The organism is Bacteroides sp. MSK.20.82 (assembly GCF_019052485.1).
GTDB classification, from domain to species: Bacteria; Bacteroidota; Bacteroidia; order Bacteroidales; family Bacteroidaceae; genus Bacteroides; species Bacteroides thetaiotaomicron.
On record NZ_JAHQUN010000003.1, the window covers coordinates 349,953 to 371,826 of the forward strand.

The window sequence follows — 21,874 nt, forward strand, 5'->3', positions numbered from 1 at the left end:
AGAAAAAATGAACGGCTATGTCTATTCTCGACATTATTATCTTTTTATTCTTCACGGGGGGAGTTGTTGTCTTCGGCTGCTCTTTCTTCAACAAGAAACGTTCGTCGGAGGAATTTACTTCGGCAGGACGTTCCCTTCCGGGTTGGGTTGTGGGAATGTCTATTTTCGCAACGTATGTAAGTAGTATCAGTTATCTGGCTTATCCGGGCAAGGCCTATATGTCCGATTGGAATGCTTTTGTATTCAGCTTGTCCATTCCGATAGCCTCGTATTTTGCTGCTAAATACTTTGTACCCTTTTATCGTTCTATCGGAAGCGTATCGGCTTACAGTTTTCTGGAAGAACGCTTTGGTCCCTGGGCGCGTGTATATGCGTCATCGTGTTATCTTTTGACGCAGGTTGCCCGGATGGGGTCTATTCTGTATCTGCTCGCATTGCCTATGAATGCCCTGCTGGGATGGGATATTAAGATGATTATCGCAGTAACCAGCGTTGCCATTATTGCCTATTCAATGCTGGGTGGTCTGAAAGCTGTGATATGGACGGAGGCGATTCAGGGATTTATTCTGATTGGTGGTGCGATAGCCTGCCTTTGTGTGCTGATGTTTAAAATGCCCGAAGGGCCTGCGCAGGTATTTCAGATAGCCATTACTGACCAGAAATTCAGTTTGGGAAGTTTCGGCAGCAGTCTGACCGAGTCTACTTTCTGGGTATGCCTTATTTACGGTATATTTATCAATCTACAGAATTATGGTATTGATCAGAACTACGTACAGCGTTATTTGACGGCAAAGAGTGATAAACAGGCTAAGTTCTCCGCTCTCTTCGGAGGTTATTTGTTTATTCCGGTTTCTGCAGTGTTCTTTATGATAGGTACGGCATTGTATGCATATTACAAGACGTTTCCGGAACTGCTTCCGGCAGGGGTCGAGGGGGACGCGGTCTTTCCCTATTTTATTGTACATGCGCTTCCGACCGGACTTACCGGATTATTGATTGCCTCCATTTTCGCGGCGGGAATGAGTACGGTGGCTACAAGCATTACAAGTTCGGCTACTATCATTCTGACGGACTATTATGCCCGTTATATAAATAAGAGACCGACAGAAAAACAATCGGTGAGAGCCTTGTATGTTTCGAATGTACTGATCGGAATAATCGGTATTTTCGTAGCGCTGGCATTTCTGAACGTAGAGAGTGCGCTGGATGCCTGGTGGGCTTTGTCCTCCATCTTCAGCGGTGGTATGCTGGGACTCTTCCTGCTGGGGTATATTTCAAAGAAGGCGCGGAATGTTGACGCCGTTTTGGGAGTGATCTGTGGCATTATCGTTGTCGTCTGGATGAGCTTGTCTCCTATCTTCTTTAAAGATGGTTTTATGAGCGAATATGCAAGCCCGTTTCATGCTAACCTGACTATTGTCTTCGGAACCATTGTTATCTTTTTGGCAGGCTTTCTCAGTATGCGTTTACTGAAAACAAAGAAGTAGAAGAAGGCAGCTTCACTGGCAGGCATATTGGTTTCATCTATTATCCGATAGAATTATTCGATTGGACTTTTTTTGCAAAGGCGGGGTTTCCGCCTTTATCTTTGCATCAGAAACAAAAAACAAAACGATGTTTCTGATGTTATAAGTCAAATCAATTAATAACAATAAAAGCAATAAAGAGTATGGAACCAATTTTAAATTCTCAACTTCCTGAATTCAGTGTTCAGGCTTTTCAAAACGGAGCTTTCAAGACAGTAACCAACAACGACCTGAAAGGTAAATGGGCAATCCTTTTCTTCTACCCTGCCGACTTTACATTTGTATGTCCGACAGAATTGGTAGACATGGCTGACAAATATGCTCAGTTCCAGGAAATGGGTGTGGAAATCTACTCGGTAAGTACTGACTCGCATTTCGTACACAAAGCCTGGCATGATGCTTCCGAAAGTATCCGTAAGATCAAATACCCGATGCTGGCAGACCCGACAGGCGCTTTGAGCCGTGCACTGGGTGTATATATCGAAGAAGAAGGTATGGCTTACCGCGGAACATTCGTCGTAAACCCGGAAGGAAAGATTAAAGTGGTGGAACTGAATGATAACAATATTGGTCGTGACGCCAGCGAATTACTTCGCAAAGTAGAAGCCGCACAGTTTGTGGCTACTCACGACGGAGAAGTTTGCCCGGCTAAATGGAAGAAGGGCGAATCTACTCTGAAGCCAAGCATTGACCTTGTCGGTAAGATTTGATAGATCTTGATAATGTGTGTGAAGGGCCGGTAACGGAGACGCTGCCGGCCCTTCTTTTAAAAGAATGAAAGGAGAAAGAGAGATGTTAGAACCTGCATTAAAAGAACAACTGAAGGGTATTTTTGCCGGACTGGAGGCTGACTTTACCTTTGATATATCCGTATCAGCCAGTCATGAAAGCCGTGCCGAATTGCTGGAATTGCTGAGCGATGTAGCCGAATGTTCCGATCACATCACTTGTATGGTAAATGAAGGAAGCGGACTTAAATTTACGATAGGAAAGAATGGTAAACCTACAGAAATTACTTTCCGTGCTATCCCCAACGGACATGAGTTTACTTCTTTATTACTCGCCATCCTGAATCTGGACGGTAAGGGAAAGAATTTTCCGGATGAGGCTGTCTGCAACCGTGTGAAAGCCTTGAAGGGTCCGATACACTTAGTGACCTATGTCTCACTGACTTGCACCAACTGTCCGGATGTAGTTCAGGCATTGAATGCAATGACCACACTGAATCCTTCCATTACTCATGAAATGGTTGACGGTGCACTGTATCAGGATGAAGTGGATGCCTTGAAGATACAAGGCGTGCCTTCTGTATTTGCCGATGGGAAACTGCTTCATGTAGGTCGTGGCGAATTTGGCGAATTGCTTGCTAAACTGGAAGCGCAATACGGTATTGATGAAACCAAGGTGGAGACGGAAGTGAAGGAATACGATGTTATCGTAGCCGGTGGCGGTCCTGCCGGAGTATCAGCAGCCATCTATTCTGCCCGTAAAGGCTTGCGCGTGGCGATTGTTGCCGAGCGTGTCGGCGGACAGGTGAAAGAGACGGTAGGCATTGAGAATCTGATTTCGGTTCCCGAAACAACAGGAAGCGAACTTGCCGATAATCTGAAAACGCATCTTCTGCGTTATCCTGTTGATTTGTTGGAACAGCGTAAGATAGAAAAGGTAGAACTTGCCGGAAAAGATAAACTGGTAACTACTTCCGTAGGAGAGAAATTCATTGCTCCTGCATTGATTATCGCTACAGGTGCAAGCTGGCGAAAACTGAATGTTCCCGGCGAGAACGATTATATCGGGCGTGGAGTCGCTTTCTGTCCTCATTGCGACGGTCCTTTCTATAAAGGAAAGCAGGTTGCGGTAGTGGGCGGTGGAAACTCCGGCATCGAGGCAGCCATTGACTTGGCAGGTATCTGTTCTAAAGTCACCGTCTTTGAATTTATGGATGAACTGAAAGCGGATAATGTCCTTCAGGAAAGACTTAAATCTCTGCCGAATGTGGAAGTATTCGTGAGTTCGCAAACGACAGAAGTAATTGGTAATGGCGATAAACTGACAGCCTTGCGCATCAAAGACCGTAAGACGGAAGAAGAACGTTTGGTAGAACTGGACGGAGTATTCGTGCAGATCGGACTTTCCGCCAATAGCAGCGTTTTCCGTGATATTGTGGAAACAAACCGACCGGGTGAAATCGTTATCGATGCGCATTGCCGTACCAATGTGACGGGAATCTATGCAGCCGGAGACGTATCGACCGTACCTTACAAACAGATTATTATTTCTATGGGCGAAGGTGCCAAAGCCGCCCTTTCTGCCTTTGATGACCGCGTACGGGGCATCATCTGATAAAATAGATTATTTATACATTTCCCCTCATGTATAAGTAATGGCCACAGAGATTGTAAAAAGTCTCTTGTGGCTTTTATTTTTTTCTTACCTTTGTGATTCTAATATTTAACCCCCAATGAGAAACATGAAAAAGATATTCTTACTGATTTCCGCGATCTTGTTAATTGTTCCGGTGCAGGCTCAGCATACGTTGAGACTGATGACCTATAACATCAAAAATGCAACAGGCATGGATGGTGTCTGTGACTTCCAGCGTATTGCAAATGTGATTAATAACGCTTCTCCCGATGTGGTAGCCGTGCAGGAAGTAGACAGCGTGACCAATCGGAGTAATCAGAAATATGTATTAGGTGAGATAGCCGAGCGGACACAGATGTATGCCTGCTTTGCTCCGGCTATAGATTATGATGGCGGAAAATACGGAATCGGTCTGCTGTCAAAGAAAGCTCCGGTTCATTTGCAGACTATAGCTCTGCCCGGCAGGGAAGAAGCCCGTGCATTGATCTTAGCGGAGTTTGAAGATTATATTTACTGTTGCACTCATTTATCCCTTACGGAAGAAGACCGGATGAAGTCATTGGAGATTCTGAAAACTTTTGCAGCTTCCTATAAAAAGCCTCTTTTTCTGGCGGGAGACATGAATGCGGAGCCGGAATCGGACTTTATTAAAGAGTTGCAGAAAGAATTTCGGATACTCTCTAATCCCAGACAACACACTTTTCCTGCTCCCGCCCCAAAGGAGACTATCGATTACGTGGCGGCTTTTAAGCAGAATGATAAAGGATTTGCCGTCGTCTCTTCGGAAGTGGTGAATGAACCTGTAGCATCCGATCATCGCCCTATTGTTGTGGAACTGCGCACTGCCGAAAAGGCGGATAAGATATTCCGTACTAAACCCTATTTGCAGAATCCGGTTGGAAATGGAATGACCGTGATGTGGGAAACCACTGTTCCTGCTTATTGTTGGGTAGAATACGGTACGGATACGACTCAATTAAAGCGTGCGCGTACTATTGTTGACGGACAGGTAGTCTGCAATAACAAGTTACATAAAATACGGCTGGATGATTTGCAGCCCGGTCAAAAGTATTATTATCGTGTCTGTTCACAAGAAATGTTGCTTTATCAGGCATATAAGAAAGTTTTCGGAAATACTGCCCGTTCTGCTTTCAGTGAATTTACTCTGCCTGTAACCGGTACGGATTCTTTTAGTGCTGTTGTGTTCAATGATCTGCATCAGCATACCCATACCTTCCGGGCTTTGTGCAGGCAAATTCAGGATATTGACTATGATTTTGTTGTTTTCAACGGTGACTGTGTAGACGACCCGGCAAGTCATGATCAGGCAACTGCCTTTATCAGTGAACTGACCGAAGGAGTGCGCGGTGATTGTATCCCGACTTTCTTTATGCGGGGGAATCACGAAATCCGGAACGCTTATTCTATCGGTTTGCGTGACCATTTCGATTATGTAGGTGACAAGACTTATGGCTCTTTCAACTGGGGAGATACCCGTATTGTCATGCTGGACTGTGGAGAAGACAAAACAGACGATCATTGGGTCTATTATGATTTGAATGATTTCACCCAGTTACGTAACGAACAGGTCGGTTTTCTGAAGAAAGAACTGGCTGCCAAAGAATTTAAGAAAGCGAAAAAACGTATCCTCCTGCATCATATCCCTCTTTATGGTAATGATGGAAAGAATCTTTGTACTGAACTATGGACTAAGCTGCTGGAAAAAGCTCCTTTTGATATCTGTCTGAATGCTCATACTCATAAGTATGCTTATCACCCGAAAGGTGAATTGGGGAATCATTTTCCGGTTGTTATAGGTGGAGGATATAAGATGGAGGGTGCTACCGTGATGATTCTTGAGAAGAGGAAAGAAGAACTCAGAGTCAGGGTGTTGGATGCAAAGGGAGAAACTTTGCTGGATATAACGGTCTGAATAATGTATATGATAGTTTGAATCATAGAATTGAATTTCACCCCAAAAGTTTAGTTTCTAACTTTTGGGGTGATTCTTTTTATATTGATAATACCTAATAGTTCCTTTACCTCTTTTTTATTTTAGCTTCCTCCTGAGATGACAATGAATGTCAGGCCCAAAATGAATAATATAAACATGACTCCCAAAAGTCTGTTTGTCGCTTTGGAGCTACCGGTAAATTCTTTCCAGATGAAAACACCCCAAAGGGCAGCAATCATCGGTGCTCCTTGTCCAAGTGCATAAGAAATGGCTGCTCCCGCTTTTCCTGCGGCAATGTAGCTTAATGCCGTACCTAATCCCCAGATGCATCCTCCGAGAATTCCGACCATGTGTGTACTTGCTTTTCCGGCAAAGTATTCCTTGTAAGTGACGGGTAGACCAACGAACGGACGCTTCATCACAAGTGTATTGAAGAGGAAGTTGCTTAGGAAGATTCCGATAGCAAAGATGAAGAATGCAGTATAAGGAGTTGCCATTCCGGTTGTCGGTGATTCAAAGTTGTTCAAATCCATGGCAGCGGCGACAAACCGGTAAAAGAATGACATCAGTATACCGGCAATAGCAGCAAGAATAATTCCCTTTTTGCTGTTATTGGTTCCCGCCTTTTGATTCTTACCGGCTGCAATACCGTTGCAAATGATGGCGATAACAATCAGCACGACTCCTGTGAATAGCCAGAACGGATCTCCTTTGGGGGAGCTGAAATAATTAATGAATACTCCCAATACCAATGCCAGTCCTACTCCCAATGGAAAAGCTACTGCCATTCCGGCAATGGATACTGAGGCGGAAAGGAGAATATTGGAAGCATTGAAAATAGCTCCTCCGATAAGTGCACTGGCAATATATGCCGCTTCCACTTGTTGGATGTCTTCCAGAAAACCTCTTCCCGAATCTCCGAAACTTCCTAGTGTGAATACCAGAAGTAGGGCGAACAGCAAGATGCCGATGGTGTAGTCCCAATAATAAAGTTCATAACGCCAATTCTTACTGGCCAGTTTTTGGGTATTTCCCCACGATCCCCAGCATATCATTGTGATAAAGCAGAAGATAATAGCTAAGGTGTAACTATTGACTATATACATAATGATTTTTTTTAAGATTTCAATTCTCTTTTCCTGTCACTTGTCTTATAAGTGCGTTGCGGGTTGCCCGAATATTTTCTTCCCCTTGAATAGTGAGATATTGGTGTTTACCGCTTTCAGAAGGAGAAAAAATACTTTGTCCGATACTGTCTATGGTGATTGTTCCCTTCTCGGATAAATTGAAATAATTATTCCCCGGTTCTATGGCTTGTAGCACGGATGTCAAATCCCATGTTTCTCTGTCATATGGCATTTCCTGATATATTTTATATGATACGCACAGAGGATGTTTATAACTGCCGGCAAAATCATTTAATATACTTTGATGAGGATATCGAATTTTGTTTCCTAGTTCCCATCCGCTGGCAATAATTGGAGTAGGCCATTCTTTGAAAGTAATTTGGGCTGCATTCAGATCATTAACAATGTTCCATTCAGGGAAGTCGAATTCATTACCATAGAGTCCTCCCATGACAGATAGTAATTTTACCTTTTGTGCTACCAAGGCTTTTCCATCCAGCTCGCTGTATTCATCTGCTTCCGAGATAAGCAAACGGGCTAGATTTGTTTCCGGGCCTAAGGCTATAAATACCACAGAATGATCTTCTTGCTCTGCCAGCAATTTACGCAACAGTTTATATCCTTCCAGAATATGATCTTTTAGGCTTCTTTTTGGATGTAATATTTTATTGTTGTCAATAATAGTATCCAGCGTTTGGCGGAGATAATGTCCGTCGTCTGTATTCATCCCATTATAAGCATAACCTAAAGGTATGTCGTATTTGTCGTTGAAACGACAATAAGCGTCAATATATTCCAGTGAATAAGGATTACACTTGCTTATAGTGATACCTAGCAAATCAATTTTTCCTTTTTTCTCATAATTAAGCAGCATTTGCATGGCTAAAACATCATCGATATCATTTCCAACATCCGTGTCGAGTATGACAGGAATTGCAGAAGTAGTCTCTTTCTGTTGTGCACAGGAACAGAATAAAGAGACGGTTATTAGAATGATTGCTATATATTTGAACATATCTTGGGTTTTTATAAGTTATTTCCAATATTCTCAATTGTATTGCTGGTTAATGATTGTTGCGAGGAATAATTTACTTTATAAAGTACGCCTCCTTTAGCATGGAGAGTCTGATTTTCTAAAGTTGCAGTTCCTTCTTTGGTAAATGTGCCATTTACATCATATCTTCCGGAAATGGTTTCTCCAAATTTACCATTCTCTAGTTTGAATTGAGAGTCATTCAAACTATAAATCAGTAAATAATTGTGCATATCTAATACGAAACCTAAAGAAGCATTATTTGTCTGGAATGTGATTTGTGCTCCAGTAGTACATATTAGTTGTTCTAATTTGTCTTTTGGCTGATTATCGTTAATATTAAATGCTGCAAAGTTCTCCGGTTTTACTTTGGCAACATCTATATAAGCTGCCGCCAAGCCTTTTATGAGACTACGAGTAGGAGGTGTAAAATCTTTTTCTTGTAAATCCCATGTATAAATTCCGTGGTCAATTTGGTCCGGTTCGGTGGTGTTGTTGATAAAGAAGTTACTGGTAGCCAAATCGTAAATATCATAGCCTCCTCCTAATGCGAAAGATGTCAAGATAAGACTCGGACTGTTTGCATAACTACCTTTGTTCTCGGCAACCAGCGCATAATTTCCTGCAATTGATGCGTATGCCATGACTTCATTTTTGAGATGTTTAACATTATCTTTATAAGCATCAACGCCAATGAAATCAATGCCTTGAAGATCGAATACATCTTTGGGGCGAGCATTAGTAGCCTCTGGAAATGGATTAATACCATCACCGTAAATTAGATTGACACGAGTTACTACTCTGTAAGAACTGTTTTTTACAGCTTTTCCTACAGTATTTAATGCATTTGTGATCATTGTCCAGGCCTTCTCTTTGCTTAGAGGGGTCCCATCCCGATATTTTAAATCTTTTTGGTCGATTCTCCAGCGCATTAACGCATCAGGTTCATTATGGATCTGAGCTGATATAACGGGGTGCTTGTCTCCATTTTGAGAATCCCAGTATCGGATGTGGTTAAATAAGGCGGTGATGGCTTTGGTTTCTCTCTCCAGTATCCATTCATCATCAAGAATCATGGTGTATTGATAACCATAATAGTTCCAAAAATTTCCTTCATCATTCCGGCTGAGCCTTTTGTTATATTCTTGAAGCACATATTGAGGTATCAGGTAGGAGAATGAATCTCCTACCATATTCGTACTGAACCAAAGTAATTCCATTTTCAAATTATACTTGTTGACGAACTGCAAGATTGAGTTTACGATACTATAATCGTACTTGTTTTCTTTAGGCTCTACCATATTCCATGAAATTGGAATTTGTACACAATTTAGTCCCAGTTCCTGAGCTTTCTTGAAGTAGTTTTCCACTTCATTAATAGTCATCTTGTCACAATTGAGAAGGGCATCAAGGCGTATTTGTGCACCAAGAAACGGAAAAGGTTTACCGTCAACAGAAACATATGTTTTGTTGTTTTCAGTCACTAGTTTACTTACTTCTATTTGAGAAAGTATTGGTTCGACGTATGTTTCATTATTATTGTCAGAACAAGCTGTTGCGAATAATGAAAAGAAAACCAGTGCGTAAGTTAGTATTATCATTCTTTTATACATAATTGGTCTTTGTTAAATTAGTAGATTATTGGATTATTGCGGGGTTCCTCCTCCTGTCATAGGCCAGCCCGGATTCTGATAGATAGGAGAAGAATCCAAATCACCTCCGGATGAAGTAACCAGAAAATGTTCTGCTGCTATCGGATCGAGATAGTGTGCCATATTCCATTTATAGCCGTTGTAAACAATGTTATTGGCTGTGATGTGATAAGGAGCAAGATAAGTACTGAAGCTACGTGGTGAAACATTTTCTCCTTCTTTAAGAATGGAGTTGCCGTTAGAATCTTTATACCAGTCCCAGCCATACATTTCCTGCCATAAATTCATTCCTAGGATATGGTAGGGTTTGGTAATCATCTGGTCCATTGAACGCCATCTATGTAAGTCCATGCTACGTAAACCTTCCGCCATCAACTCACATCTTCGTTCACGGCGGATATTATAACGTGTGGCATCAATAATTTCTCCGCCGGAATATGCCCCCCAATCAGTTTCTGCTTCTTTTGACATATCTGTAAGCCTGATTGTTTTGGTATAGTCCTCATCAATGCCGGCTCTGCGACGAATCGCTTTCCAGTACTTTTCTGCATAGGAGTCGAGTGAACCATGCAATTCATAATAAGCTTCTATATAGTTGAGATAGGCTTCGGCTGTACGGAATATGATAGAACCGACAATACTTTGAGTGTTATTTGTGTATTTCCCGTCAGGGTTTAATCCTTTGCGTAAGGCATAGCCTGTATTGTACTTTTCTGTAACAGAAGAGGCGGTTATATTGGGTCCCCATTCTTCTACTACCCCATGATCTCCTGCCTGAGTATGCAAATTTTTCTGTCCTGGCTTTTTGATGAAGATGTCTGCACGGGTATCCCTGTTTTTAGTGATATGAATGATATTATTATCTCCCCAATAAGATGAGTTTTCATCTGCCCACATCGGGGATGCATAAATAGGTTCTCCATTTTTAAGAATAAAGGCGTCAATCATGCTTTTAGTAGTGCCTACTCCATTGTTGCCGACACATCCGTATTGACAAACTTCATTTGCCACTCCTAATCCTGTGTTGTAGCGCCTCCATAAAAGTACTTCATTGTATTTCTCCATGTCAATATCGCAGAACATACTGAAATAAGGATTTTCAGGTTCCGAAGAAGTTTGTGGGAATACTCCTGTATTGGCAGTTAATATATTATATTTTTCTGCTATGATTTGTGCCGCTTTAATAGCTTCATCAAAGAAGAACTCTGATTCTTTTTCAATACTTCCGGATTTAAATGAGTAATTAGCATTATAATCTTTATTTGCTCCCGGCCATCCCGGTCCATTGGGTACAAAAGCTGTTCCTTTAAAATTCTTCAGCCATGAGCCTTCGTAAAGTGCGACCCTTGACTTGAGAAGGATAGCGCAGTCTTTGCTTAGCCGGTTCTTACCTCCGGAAGGAGCTATGTTTTGCATCATTTCTATAGCTTTGTCCAGATCAGATAAGATAAATCTGGCTACTTCATTTCGGGGGGCTCGTTTGCTGATTTCTATCAGAGCTTCACGTTCATTAGGATAAGTTTTAGTAATAATAGGAAAGTCGCCTAATGATTTTAATCTTTCAAAATACATGAAAGCTCTGAAGAAATACATTTCTCCGATATAGTGTTTGATATTGGTCGTGTTTCCGACAATGGCATTGTTTTCATACGATGGAAGCACATTTTCAAAGAAATAATTGCATCGGTAAATATCAGCGAAATACCATGAGCCTCCTTCTTGTCCTACTTTCCAGTATCCGGGTGCATACATTACGTTAGGTTGCATACCGGCCATATTATCTGTGTTATTGTCAATTTCAAAAGTTCCATATCCATAGGTGCCATGAGTAGGTAGCACTTGATATTGATCAGTAGCAAAAGCTGCAATATTACTTTCTGTTGTCAGATATTCATTTGGAGAAAGTTGATCAAGAGGTTCTTGATTTAGGAAATCATTGCAACTTGTCAAAAAGAGCACTCCGCTCAATAAGGTTGATATCGTAAGTCTTTTCATAATATCCTGTTTTTAGAATGTGACATTTAATCCAAAAGAGAATGTTCGGGATAGTGGGTAAACGTTTCCGTGTCCCCAACTACCGCCTTCGATTGATTCGGGGTCGAAGAAGTCAATAAGGCTCGTAATGGTGAACAAGTTTTCACCGGATGCGAATATCCTAAGGTGCTGCATTCCCATTTTTTGTACGATGTTGTGTGGCAAGCTATATCCTATCTGCAGATTCTTCAGACGTAGATAAGATGCATCTTGTAAATATTTAGTTTGTGATTGCTGGTTTTTATCGGTGTTGAATAAGGGTCTTGGATAGTAGGAATTCAGATTCGTTCCCAATGGACTGGCTTCGTCATTTCGGAAATAATCATCGTGTCCTTTTAGTGCTGTGGAAAACCAGGGCCCTTGTCTACCGTTTGCACCCCAGAAGTAGTAACTACCCTGAAAATAATCTCTTTTCAATGTTCCTTGCCAGAACATTCTGATATCGAATCCTTTCCAATCGGCGGCTAATTCCAGTCCTACATTATATCGGGGCGTGGAGTTACCTATTCTTTTTAAATCACCGTGATCTTGTAAGGTGCGGCTTCCGGCATCAATTTTTCCGTCTTCATTCAGATCTTTATACATAATGTCTCCGGCTTTCCAGTCTTGTCCGAGATTACTTTGTCCACCGTTGATTAATCTTCCGATGTGTTCGGCCATTTCCTGGTCAGATTGTGCAATGCCTATCGTTTCATATCCCCATATTTCACCCACGTATTTTCCGGCATAAAATCCATCTATCAGTCCGGAAGGATTTGAATAACGAGTAATCTTGGTACGACTGTCGGCAAGTGTAAAGCGGGCACTATAATTCAATCCATTATTTAACCGGTCTTTCCACATTAGTTCCAGTTCCCATCCGAATGTTTTAAGATTTGTATTATTGGAACTGGGAACGGCTGTTCCAAGGACTACAGGCAATTTCTCCGAAGGGCCGACCATATCGTCAGTTTTACGAATGTAATAATCAAAAGAGCCGGTTAGCCGATTGTTAAACAGGCCAAAGTCAACTCCGGCATTCCATGTACGGATTTTCTCCCAGGAGAGATTATAGCTGACGAGTGAAGGTGCCCAGGCAATATTGGCTAATGTTCCGTCAATGATCCATGATCCTGTTCCTGTACCGATTGTAGAATAAGTCGGATATAAAGAAGATGTATTTTGGTTACCCAAACTACCATAAGAGGCTCTGACCTTAAATGTGTTGACAACTTTGCTGACAGGCAGGAAGAATTTTTCTCTGGCTATGTTCCAGCCTACTGATGCGGAAGGGAAAAATCCCCAACGACTGTCACTACGAAATCGTGAGGAACCGTCATAGCGTAGATTTACTTCCAGAAGATATTTTTCCAGGTAATCATAATTCAATCTGCCGAAGAATCCGGCGGTAGCCCATCTGTTGTGTCCACCTGCTACATTCGGAGCAACTTTTTGGTTATTTGAATCCATTCCGGTAGAAGTGTTGATAGTCGGTTTTCCCGGATAAATGACTCCTAGCTTCTCAGCAGCTATATCTTTATAATTATTTTGTTCGGCTTGAAACCCGAAAAGAACTTTCATATTATGTGATTTTGCAAAGGTCTTTGCATAATCTGTATAGAGATTTACATTAAAATAATCGCTGGCATAAGTGCCTTCATGTACTTGGGAATCGTTATTCCATGTATTGCCCTTAGTCTTTCCGTCAACACCTGTCTGATGAACAGTTAAGTAATCCCAGTGTGAATATTGTGTATTGTATCGATAGCTTAAATCTCCAATCAGTCGCCACCCTTTGATAGGTTCTACCGTTATATTCAGTTGTTGGTAGAGCCAAGTGTTTCGTTCTTGTTTTTCACCTCCGTTTTGCATTTGGAGCACATGGTCGTCATATAGAATACCATTTGGGTCATAGAGAGGTTTGGTAGGCCAACATTGGCGTCCGATTTCGGCAAAAAAACTTTCATTAAGATGTGTCGGCTGTACATAGTCACTTCTGATAAAGCGAGTATTGAATCCGACTGATACTATTTTTGATAATTGTGCGTTGATTTTTGCAGATGCAGTATATCTGTTTGAGTATTCATCTCCGATTCTGAGCTCTCCATCCTGACCTAAATAGTTCGCTGATAAATAGTATTGTATTTTGTCTGTCCCGCCAGTAACGCTGATATTGTGCTCGTGTGCAAAGACATTGTCTTTGAAAAAATAGTCATAATAATCAATATTATCATTTCCTTGTGAATATCCGTCTGCCCATAACGAAGGATTATTGGGCACGGGGATGGTAGAATCGGTAATCTTGCCGGCCATATAGTCTTTGATGCGGTTTATCCTTTCTTCCGAGACCCAGTTGTAAGGTCCCCATCCGGAATTGGCAGCTGCATCATTATAGTATAAGGAGAACGTGTAAGAGTCTAATGAAGAAGGCATGTTGATAGGGCTACTTACACGAAAACTGTTGTTGTAGTTAACTTGCGCTTTACCGGCCTTTCCTTTCTTGGTCGTTACTAAGATTACTCCGAATGGCGCTCTGGAACCATAAATAGAAGAAGCTGCCGCATCTTTCAGAACTGAAATAGATTCTATATCCTGCGGATTAATGGAATAAATATCTCCTTCCATACCATCTATCAAGACTAGGGCACTTCCTGTAGAACCTTCTCCGATAGTTCCGACTCCACGTACATTGATCGATTGTTTCTGATTGAGACCTCCTCCCTGATTGCTATAAATATTCAAACCGGGAACCTGTCCTTGTAATGCCTGGACTGCATTGGATACAGGGATTGCTTCGAAGGCTTTCGAGTCAATGACTCCGACAGAACCGGTTAAATTAATCTTCTTTTGGGTACCATAACCTACAACGATCACTTCATCCAATAAATTGTCGTCAACTCCCAGTGTTACGTTTATCATTTTTCTATCACCTACTGTAAACTGGACTGTTTTAAATCCGATGTAACTGAATTCAATAGTTGAACTTGGATCCGCTTTCACTTGGTAGTGTCCGTTAAAGTCAGTGACGGTTCCGGATACTATATTCCCATCTTTTACTTTTATGGAAACTCCCAGTAGAGGTTCTCCATTATTATCTTTTACTGTTCCGGATACATAATTCTGAGCATATGTATTCATTGAACATAAAAGTAGGTAGCCCAGCAGGCAGATAAGCTTATGACTTGAGTTATAAGTTATCAGGTGGACAGCTTTCTTTAAGAGAGTAGAGTGTCGATTAGTTTTCATAATCCATGAAATTTAAAAGTTGAATGATAAGGCTAATTCTTTTTCTAACATGAAGTGTTTTACTTCATCGAGAGTAGGAATAGACGGTTGGGCACCAGAACGTGTAACAGCGATAGCTGCCGCGGCATTCGCAAAACTCAATGCATCTCGGTCTATTTCCCTTTGGGCACAAATTACAGCCAATGCACCACAGAACGTGTCACCTGCTGCAATAGTATCAATCGCATTTACTTTGTATCCGGGAAGCTGAATGATTTCTTTGTCGTTTTTCATATATACACCTTGACTTCCTAATGTGATCACAGCATTGCGTGCACCTGCCTGTAATAAGCTTAGAGCGATTTCTTCAAGATTATTTCCTGTATATTCAATTCCTGAGATGAAGGCTGCTTCCAGTTCATTGACGACTAGTATATCAATGGCTTTCATCAGTTCCTCATCAATCAGGCAGGCGGGTGCGGGATTAAACAATACCTTTTTACCTTTTTGTTTAGCCAGAAGAGCTATTCTTTTAATCGTTTCGTAAGGAATCTCGGCTTGCATAACTATGATATCTGCTTCGTCAATTACCTTTGAAAAATGAATAATTGAACCGGGTAATAAAGAATAGTTAGCTCCGGGAGCTACTGCTATGCAGTTTTCACCACTGTCGGCAACAAAAATGAGTGCAGTCCCTGTGGGCTGATTAACATCATCTATGATATAATCAGTAGTGATACCTTCTTTCTTAAAGTGTTTTTTTAGAATTTCTGCATACATATCATTTCCCAAAGAGGTAATGAACGTTACAGATCCCCCGAGTCTTGCTGCTGCTACAGCCTGATTGGCGCCTTTCCCCCCGAGGGATTGCATGAAACTGGCATCTCCGACTGTTTCGCCAGGCGCCGGGAGATGGTTGACTTGTGCAACCATGTCGATGTTTGAACTTCCAATAACTACTACTTTCATTTGAACAGATTTATGTGTTTAACCTAGGTCTTATCTCGTTTATAGCACAACTTCTCTTTTATAAGGAATCGCACTCTGTGCACCGATTCGCGTGACTGCTATAGCTGCCGCCGCATTGGCAAATTTCACAGATTTAGCGAGTGAATGCCCTTCAGACAGGCAGACGCTGAATGCTCCGCAAAATACATCTCCGGCACCTGTTGTGTCAATCGTCTCTACTTCCTTTGCGGGAATCATGGTATATTCATCTTTCTCTTTTACGTAAGCCCCGTCTTTACCTAAAGTAATGACAACATTCTCTATACCTTTCTCTCCGATAGCCTGAGCGGCACGATGAGCGCTTTCTATATTCATCACTTTGATTCCGGATAACATTTCCGCTTCAATGCGGTTGGGGAGTATGGTGTGCACGTTCATTAAGAATGAGTTGCTCAGGCTGGACGCGGGAGCCGGATTGAGGATTACCTTTTTCCCATATTTGCAAGCAATAGTAGCTGCATATTCCACTGTGTCTATGGGAATCTCAAGTTGCATGAGAATAATATCAGCTTCCTTGATTTTTTCTTCGGCTTTATTGATATCCTCAATAGAAAGCGAACGGCTTGCTCCCGGTGCTACGATAATGCTATTTTCACCGAAAGAATCTACGGAGATAAGTGCAACTCCGGACGGACTTTTCTGGTCGGTAAATATATATTCCGTATTAATTTTCTCTGATCTGTATATTTCCAATGCTTGCAGGCCGAACAAATCATATCCGATTTTGGATATGAAGGTGACTTCAGCTCCCAATCGGGCGGCTGCAATCGCCTGATTGGCTCCTTTGCCACCGGGATTCATGTAGAAGGTTCCGCCTAGTATGGTTTCTCCGGGAACAGGTAGTCTGTTGGCTTTTACGACCATATCGGTATTGCAACTACCGATGACTACAATTTTGGGTCTATGAATTGATATAGTTTCCATAGTATTAAAAATTAAGACTATGCAAATGAAAGCAATAATCATGCATAGTTTTCTACATTAATAATTGGTTTATATAATCTCAAAAATGATATCTTATATTGAATTTTCCTTGTATACAGAAGAGAATAAAGGGGTAATGTGGAATGAATTTATATAATTACAAAGAGAAAATGGAGATTTGAAAAGAGTGTTTTTTTCGTCTGAAATACGAATCGGACACCTTAGCCTTTAACATTCTTTTGCGCTAGTACGTACTCTGAGGACTTCAGACAGTTTCTCTTTCCGGATTTTGGACTCCATCCACGCTGTAAAGTCAAAGAGGCGTAAAAGCTGACTTTCATATTTATTATTATATAATTCATGAATCTCAGGAGACAGCTTTTCCCAGAATGCTTCTCTGTCTTTTTTCAGGATGGGAATATTTCTTTTATTCAGAAACCATAAAATGATACGTTCTGTTTTGAAAGTCTGTTCTTTGGGGGAAGATAGACTTCGGGTGATGGAGCGGGATTCATACTGGATCAGCTCATGCTCCTGCACTTCATAAAAGACGATGAGACGGACCAGACGAATAGTTCTCATTAAAGGCAGATACTTTATATTATGGTCTATGATAGCGTTGCTGATATATTTTTTAGCAGTTTTATATTCCTGGTTGCCAATGTGCACGAGTGTGGTGTAAAGCAATAATTCACTTTTTCGGATAGGGCTTAACCAAGCTTCTTTATCATAAAGTATTTCCTGGTAGTTTGCCATAAGTTGGGTACATTTTGAGAAATCTCCTTTATCCAGATAGGGAAATAGTTGGTATTGGAAGAGAAGGCAAGTTGCATTTACTTTAAATTCGAGCGAAGTGCTGTCTGATATGAGCTTTCTTAATTTATCAAGGAAGTAGGGGATTTCGTCATAGTTGCTCACAGACCGCAGGCTGCCGAGTACTCCTTCGAGTACAGATAAATAGTATATAGGAGGATTTGACCAGAACTGTTGATTCTGCTCAAATAATGAGTCCAGTTCTTTGTATGAATTTAGGGCAGCTCTGTAATCACCTGCTCCCATCAGGTAATTAGCCTGAAAAAGTTTATGGTTTCGTGTTAATTCAAAATTACCTTCGGAGTCTGAAGAAGCGGCTATATAAAGTTCGTTGACCATAAGGTCATTCATATCCTGTTTTTGCTTTACTGTCCTGATGGAGCCAATATGAGATAAACGGTATTTCAATAAGTTGTGCAATGAAGATTGCTCTGTGATTTTCCGAATCTTTTTCAAAGCTTCATTTTGAATGAAGTGTTTGTGAAAAAGCTCCTGTTCTGTCATGTTGGGAAAGTTCAGACGGAGCAGATATTCCAGTTCCAGCTTCAAAGCTATCGTCAGAATTTCGTTGTTCTCGTAGAATTGTGCTTGTTCTATCGTATTGGATAGTATTTCGAAACACTCTTCAAACAGAGAACGTTCATAAAGCATTCGGGCTTTGCACAAATCATTCAGCAGATCGTAATAGATATCTTTCTTTTTACGCAGGGTGAGTAATGTATCCGTCAGCTTTTCATATAAGTATTGAATGGACACTTCAAATGAACCATTGGGCTTGCGTCTGTAAAATTCCTCTTTTACAGTATTTCCATTCGGTTGTTTACTCTTTATGACAATATCATAAATCACCAGATAGTCTTTCTCCTCCTTGTCCTTGATAACCTGTAGGGAGAAGTGCTTCTTTTCTGATTTAGATAACGAGTATATCAGGGATATAACGGAATCTACTCTTTTCATAGGGAACTCTTTGCATTAGTATTAGGCTGCAATATTCGGGAATTTTTATGTAAAAAGCAAATTTACCATTCTGTCACTTTGTGTTTTCAGTGGCTCTTTGTTGCGTATATTTGTGGGAAGAGGCCGGGCCTGTTCTGAAAATTGCAGGGAATTCTCATTTCCTCAGATCAGAAAAATATATTATAATGTGATTGAATGTTTTTCTGATAAGTATAAGTACGAATCATAGCTGTTTGTGCTCTGATATCTGAAATATACTATGCGTTTTGTTCTTTTTGAAATGTCGGGCATTGAACTCCATCTAGCTAATTATTTCTGTTTTCTTGACGCTTTTAGCAAGTCTTTTGACCCGTTGGATTGTTCCTTTTAAAGGAACGGTCTGTTGGTTTAAAAGGAACGCTTCATTGGTTTAAAAGGAACGTAAGATTTGGTGTAAACATACGGTTATTTATTTCTAAATATGCGGTTGTTTTTCTCAAATTATACGGTCTTTTTTGTATAAGTATTCGTTGGTACGAATAAATAAGCGCTTCTTTTGTATAATATTGCAGTGTGTTCTGAATGTGTTTTCTATTTATGCTTTTATTAAAAGATTACCTGTCATTGAATTTAATGAAAAATTGTCTTTTTGTTATTTAATATATGAAATATTGAGCATACTGTTAATTCTGGCGATTTGAAAAATCACCAGAATTGTTTTTGGGTTGATAATATTTTGCTTATCCGATATATACGTTTAGCATCAGGTAAATATAAGCCTTGCCACCGGTTTTGTTTAGTTCAAACTGTATTTTGTCTTCACGAGCCAGCCAGCCGATGGCAGATGCTAATTCCATGTCATCAAATCCGGTTGCCTCTTTGATTTCTGTTAGTTCCCATTTCCGGTTGTCTTCATTCAGTAACTGCCATAAAGTACCTGCATTTTCTCCTATAATGTGTTTATCCATACTGTTTTTTGCTTTTTAGTTTGATTGGATTGTGTTATTTTATTGCCAAATATATGAATAATCTAACGTTTTTATATGATAATCTTTTATCTTTACTATAAATTAACACGACGCTCTCTGGGAGGATAGCATTAAGATATGTTGATGCTTCGAAGGCAGATAATAAAAACATACTAGTTTGGGGGATAAGCAGCCTGTTCTCTCTATTGAAGGTTGAATGTTTGATAGTCTATCTGAAAATAATACTCATTTTGGATGGTTTTTCATAAGAAAAGCTATACCTTCGATGTACTTTTTAATAATAAAGATGAAATGTTGGATTTAAAGCAACTTACAGTTGAAGTATGCCGCATAGCTACCGAAGCCGGGCATTTTCTGAAAGAAGAGCGGAAAAATTTCCGTCGTGAGCGTGTTGTGGAAAAACATGCGCATGATTATGTATCGTATGTGGATAAAGAGTCTGAAGTACGGTTGGTAAAAGCGCTTTCTGCCTTGTTGCCCGAAGCTGGATTTATTACGGAAGAAGGCTCTGCTACTTATCAGGACGAACCTTACTGCTGGGTCATTGATCCATTGGACGGAACTACGAATTATATTCACGATGAGGCTCCTTATTGTGTATGCATCGCTCTGCGCAGTCGTACCGAATTGCTTTTGGGAGTTGTGTATGAAGTCTGCCGGAATGAATGTTTCTATGCCTGGAAAGGGGGAAAGGCTTTCATGAATGGTGAGGAAATTCATGTTTCGGATGTCCGGGATATCAAGAATGCATTTGTGTTTACTGAATTACCTTATAATTATGATCAGTATAAACCGACGGCTCTCCATCTGATTGATAACCTTTATGGAGCCGTGGGAGGCATTCGCATGAACGGTTCGGCTGCGGCTGCAATCTGTTATATAGCTAATGGTCGTTTTGATGCATGGGCCGAAGCGTTTATCGGTAAGTGGGATTATTCGGCGGCTGCCCTGATTGTACAGGAAGCAGGCGGTCGCGTGACTAATTTCTATGGTGACGACCATTTTATAGAAGGTCATCATATTATTGCAACCAATGGATACCTGCATCCTTTATTCTTGAAACTTTTGGCGGAAGTTCCTCCGTTGGATATGTAAGACTGCTGCGATTGTATAAATAGCTACTACTATGAAACACACATTACTTATAAAAGATTGGCTTTATTCTTTTTTGTCCCTTTGGTTTCCTCGTTGCTGCGTCGTTTGTGGCGGATCATTGGCCAAGGGGGAAGAGTGTATTTGCACCATGTGCAATATAAACCTGCCTCGTACCGATTATCATCTTCGGAAAGACAATCCGGTAGAAAAACTCTTTTGGGGTAAGTTTCCTCTGGAACGTGCCACTTCTTTTTTCTTTTATCGCAAAGGAAGTGATTTTCGGCAAGTTCTCCACCAACTCAAATATGGAGGACAAAAAGAAATTGGTGCTATTATGGGACGATATATGGCATCCGAATTGCAGGCTTCCGACTTCTTTCATGGAGTTGATGTAATCATTCCCATCCCTTTGCATAAGAAGAAACAGCAGATACGTGGCTACAATCAAAGTGAATGGATATCGCGCGGGATTATGGCCGTAACAGGTATTCCGGTGGATACCGAAGCAATCATACGCCGGAAGAATACGGAAACGCAAACACAAAAGTCAGCTTTAGAACGTTGGGAGAATGTAGATGGAATCTTCGAATTGCATCGTTCGGAGTATTTGGCAGGAAAGCATATATTAATAGTAGATGATGTGTTGACGACTGGAGCAACTACCGTAGCGTGCGCTTCTCGGCTGGCAGAGATTGAAGGAGTACGGATTAGTGTGTTGACGTTGGCTATGGCAGAATAGGGTAGCTTGTCGTCTTCCCGAAGACTCTCTTTAATATATAAACTATAATGAATGCCAATGCTTACATTATGTTGTTGCTGTTCTACAAATAAGTACTTTCTCTTCATAAATTAATTCGTCCGCCTATGGGCAAACGCAACGTTGCCTATAGGCAAACTTTCGTCCGGCTATAGGCGGACGAAAGAATGCCTATAGCCGGACGAATTAATTCATGTACCCAAAGAACTTACTTTATTCAGATGGAAAGTTTATTGTTAACCTTTGAATCTTTAAAGTTTTATAGACCATCAAAAGACAAGAATGTTTTTGTGAATAAAAGAAGGGGATGAGAGTTTCGGTTTTCGGACTGACCCTCTATTTTCGAAGCAGGGGGGAGAAGAGCAGAAACAAAAAAGAGGTCTATCTTTCGATACACCTCTTTTTTTGCTCTTCCTCTTGGACTTGAACCAAGGACCCTCTGATTAACAGTCAGATGC

At 40.9% G+C, this 21,874-nt stretch carries 16 protein-coding genes; 6 read left to right on the plus strand and 10 right to left on the minus strand.

Going from position 1 to position 21,874, the window contains the following annotated elements; genetic code table 11:
* Nucleotides 1–17: 17 nt before the first annotated feature.
* The 4 genes from KTR07_RS05460 to KTR07_RS05475 all read left to right on the plus strand — a co-directional run bounded on the left by KTR07_RS05460 (nt 18) and on the right by KTR07_RS05475 (nt 5,823).
* The gene (locus KTR07_RS05460; RefSeq protein WP_011108495.1) at nt 18–1,487 is read left to right on the plus strand and encodes a sodium:solute symporter; all 1,470 of its coding nucleotides are present in this window, start codon (nt 18–20) and stop codon (nt 1,485–1,487) included.
* 182 nt (nt 1,488–1,669) lie between these two features.
* Nucleotides 1,670–2,236, plus strand: a complete 567-nt coding sequence (gene ahpC / locus KTR07_RS05465; protein ID WP_008761950.1) for an alkyl hydroperoxide reductase subunit C — start codon at nt 1,670–1,672, stop codon at nt 2,234–2,236.
* An 82-nt stretch (nt 2,237–2,318) separates the two neighbouring features.
* A complete protein-coding gene (ahpF, locus tag KTR07_RS05470; protein ID WP_055229255.1) occupies nt 2,319–3,869 on the plus strand; it encodes an alkyl hydroperoxide reductase subunit F in 1,551 nt (516 codons plus the stop codon).
* Between the two features lie 127 nt (nt 3,870–3,996).
* Nucleotides 3,997–5,823, plus strand: coding sequence for an endonuclease/exonuclease/phosphatase family protein (locus KTR07_RS05475; protein ID WP_217315226.1), 1,827 nt, complete (start codon nt 3,997–3,999; stop codon nt 5,821–5,823).
* Between the two features lie 122 nt (nt 5,824–5,945).
* Here KTR07_RS05475 and KTR07_RS05480 read toward each other — a convergent pair whose 3' ends face one another.
* The 9 genes from KTR07_RS05480 to KTR07_RS05520 form a co-directional block, all read right to left on the minus strand.
* The gene (locus KTR07_RS05480) at nt 5,946–6,950 is read right to left on the minus strand and encodes a GRP family sugar transporter (protein WP_011108492.1); all 1,005 of its coding nucleotides are present in this window, start codon (nt 6,948–6,950) and stop codon (nt 5,946–5,948) included.
* Between the two features lie 19 nt (nt 6,951–6,969).
* On the minus strand, nt 6,970–7,986 hold the full coding sequence (locus KTR07_RS05485) for a nucleoside hydrolase (RefSeq protein WP_008761954.1): 1,017 nt from the start codon (nt 7,984–7,986) through the stop codon (nt 6,970–6,972).
* Between the two features lie 11 nt (nt 7,987–7,997).
* A complete protein-coding gene (locus tag KTR07_RS05490) occupies nt 7,998–9,617 on the minus strand; it encodes a DUF4969 domain-containing protein (RefSeq protein ID WP_022471970.1) in 1,620 nt (539 codons plus the stop codon).
* A 33-nt stretch (nt 9,618–9,650) separates the two neighbouring features.
* Nucleotides 9,651–11,651: a RagB/SusD family nutrient uptake outer membrane protein gene (locus KTR07_RS05495; RefSeq protein WP_008761956.1), complete on the minus strand. Its 2,001-nt coding sequence runs from the start codon at nt 11,649–11,651 to the stop codon at nt 9,651–9,653.
* Nucleotides 11,652–11,663: 12 nt separating this feature from the next.
* On the minus strand, nt 11,664–14,915 hold the full coding sequence (locus KTR07_RS05500; RefSeq protein WP_008761957.1) for a TonB-dependent receptor: 3,252 nt from the start codon (nt 14,913–14,915) through the stop codon (nt 11,664–11,666).
* Between the two features lie 12 nt (nt 14,916–14,927).
* On the minus strand, nt 14,928–15,863 hold the full coding sequence (rbsK, locus tag KTR07_RS05505) for a ribokinase (RefSeq protein WP_011108490.1): 936 nt from the start codon (nt 15,861–15,863) through the stop codon (nt 14,928–14,930).
* 39 nt (nt 15,864–15,902) lie between these two features.
* A complete protein-coding gene (rbsK, locus tag KTR07_RS05510; protein WP_008761960.1) occupies nt 15,903–16,826 on the minus strand; it encodes a ribokinase in 924 nt (307 codons plus the stop codon).
* A 228-nt stretch (nt 16,827–17,054) separates the two neighbouring features.
* Nucleotides 17,055–18,596 (minus strand): hypothetical protein, encoded by a 1,542-nt coding sequence (locus KTR07_RS05515; RefSeq protein WP_113748088.1) that lies wholly within the window; start codon nt 18,594–18,596, stop codon nt 17,055–17,057.
* Between the two features lie 719 nt (nt 18,597–19,315).
* Nucleotides 19,316–19,543 (minus strand): winged helix-turn-helix domain-containing protein, encoded by a 228-nt coding sequence (locus KTR07_RS05520; RefSeq protein WP_055300903.1) that lies wholly within the window; start codon nt 19,541–19,543, stop codon nt 19,316–19,318.
* Nucleotides 19,544–19,855: 312 nt separating this feature from the next.
* Between KTR07_RS05520 and KTR07_RS05525 the strand changes: the two genes are divergently transcribed.
* Together KTR07_RS05525 and KTR07_RS05530 are read left to right on the plus strand one after the other, a co-directional pair.
* A complete protein-coding gene (locus KTR07_RS05525) occupies nt 19,856–20,659 on the plus strand; it encodes an inositol monophosphatase family protein (protein ID WP_113748869.1) in 804 nt (267 codons plus the stop codon).
* A 31-nt stretch (nt 20,660–20,690) separates the two neighbouring features.
* Nucleotides 20,691–21,398 carry a ComF family protein gene (locus KTR07_RS05530; RefSeq protein WP_011108487.1) on the plus strand — a complete coding sequence of 236 codons (708 nt, stop codon included), beginning with the start codon at nt 20,691–20,693 and terminating at the stop codon, nt 21,396–21,398.
* Nucleotides 21,399–21,675: 277 nt separating this feature from the next.
* Here the strand turns inward: KTR07_RS05530 and KTR07_RS05535 are convergent.
* Nucleotides 21,676–21,874, minus strand: a 199-nt coding sequence (locus KTR07_RS05535) for a hypothetical protein (protein WP_217315228.1), incomplete at its 5' end; no start/stop codon positions are given.

What these genes read in the sequence shown, in the direction of transcription:
- KTR07_RS05460 (WP_011108495.1), top strand. Translation starts at nt 18, where the DNA reads ATGTCTATTCTCGACATTATTATCTTTTTATTCTTCACGGGGGGAGTT.
- ahpC (WP_008761950.1), top strand. Translation starts at nt 1,670, where the DNA reads ATGGAACCAATTTTAAATTCTCAACTTCCTGAATTCAGTGTTCAGGCT.
- ahpF (WP_055229255.1), top strand. Translation starts at nt 2,319, where the DNA reads ATGTTAGAACCTGCATTAAAAGAACAACTGAAGGGTATTTTTGCCGGA.
- KTR07_RS05475 (WP_217315226.1), top strand. Translation starts at nt 3,997, where the DNA reads ATGAAAAAGATATTCTTACTGATTTCCGCGATCTTGTTAATTGTTCCG.
- KTR07_RS05480 (WP_011108492.1), bottom strand. Translation starts at nt 6,950, where the DNA reads ATGTATATAGTCAATAGTTACACCTTAGCTATTATCTTCTGCTTTATC.
- KTR07_RS05485 (WP_008761954.1), bottom strand. Translation starts at nt 7,986, where the DNA reads ATGTTCAAATATATAGCAATCATTCTAATAACCGTCTCTTTATTCTGT.
- KTR07_RS05490 (WP_022471970.1), bottom strand. Translation starts at nt 9,617, where the DNA reads ATGTATAAAAGAATGATAATACTAACTTACGCACTGGTTTTCTTTTCA.
- KTR07_RS05495 (WP_008761956.1), bottom strand. Translation starts at nt 11,651, where the DNA reads ATGAAAAGACTTACGATATCAACCTTATTGAGCGGAGTGCTCTTTTTG.
- KTR07_RS05500 (WP_008761957.1), bottom strand. Translation starts at nt 14,915, where the DNA reads ATGAAAACTAATCGACACTCTACTCTCTTAAAGAAAGCTGTCCACCTG.
- rbsK (WP_011108490.1), bottom strand. Translation starts at nt 15,863, where the DNA reads ATGAAAGTAGTAGTTATTGGAAGTTCAAACATCGACATGGTTGCACAA.
- rbsK (WP_008761960.1), bottom strand. Translation starts at nt 16,826, where the DNA reads ATGGAAACTATATCAATTCATAGACCCAAAATTGTAGTCATCGGTAGT.
- KTR07_RS05515 (WP_113748088.1), bottom strand. Translation starts at nt 18,596, where the DNA reads ATGAAAAGAGTAGATTCCGTTATATCCCTGATATACTCGTTATCTAAA.
- KTR07_RS05520 (WP_055300903.1), bottom strand. Translation starts at nt 19,543, where the DNA reads ATGGATAAACACATTATAGGAGAAAATGCAGGTACTTTATGGCAGTTA.
- KTR07_RS05525 (WP_113748869.1), top strand. Translation starts at nt 19,856, where the DNA reads ATGTTGGATTTAAAGCAACTTACAGTTGAAGTATGCCGCATAGCTACC.
- KTR07_RS05530 (WP_011108487.1), top strand. Translation starts at nt 20,691, where the DNA reads ATGAAACACACATTACTTATAAAAGATTGGCTTTATTCTTTTTTGTCC.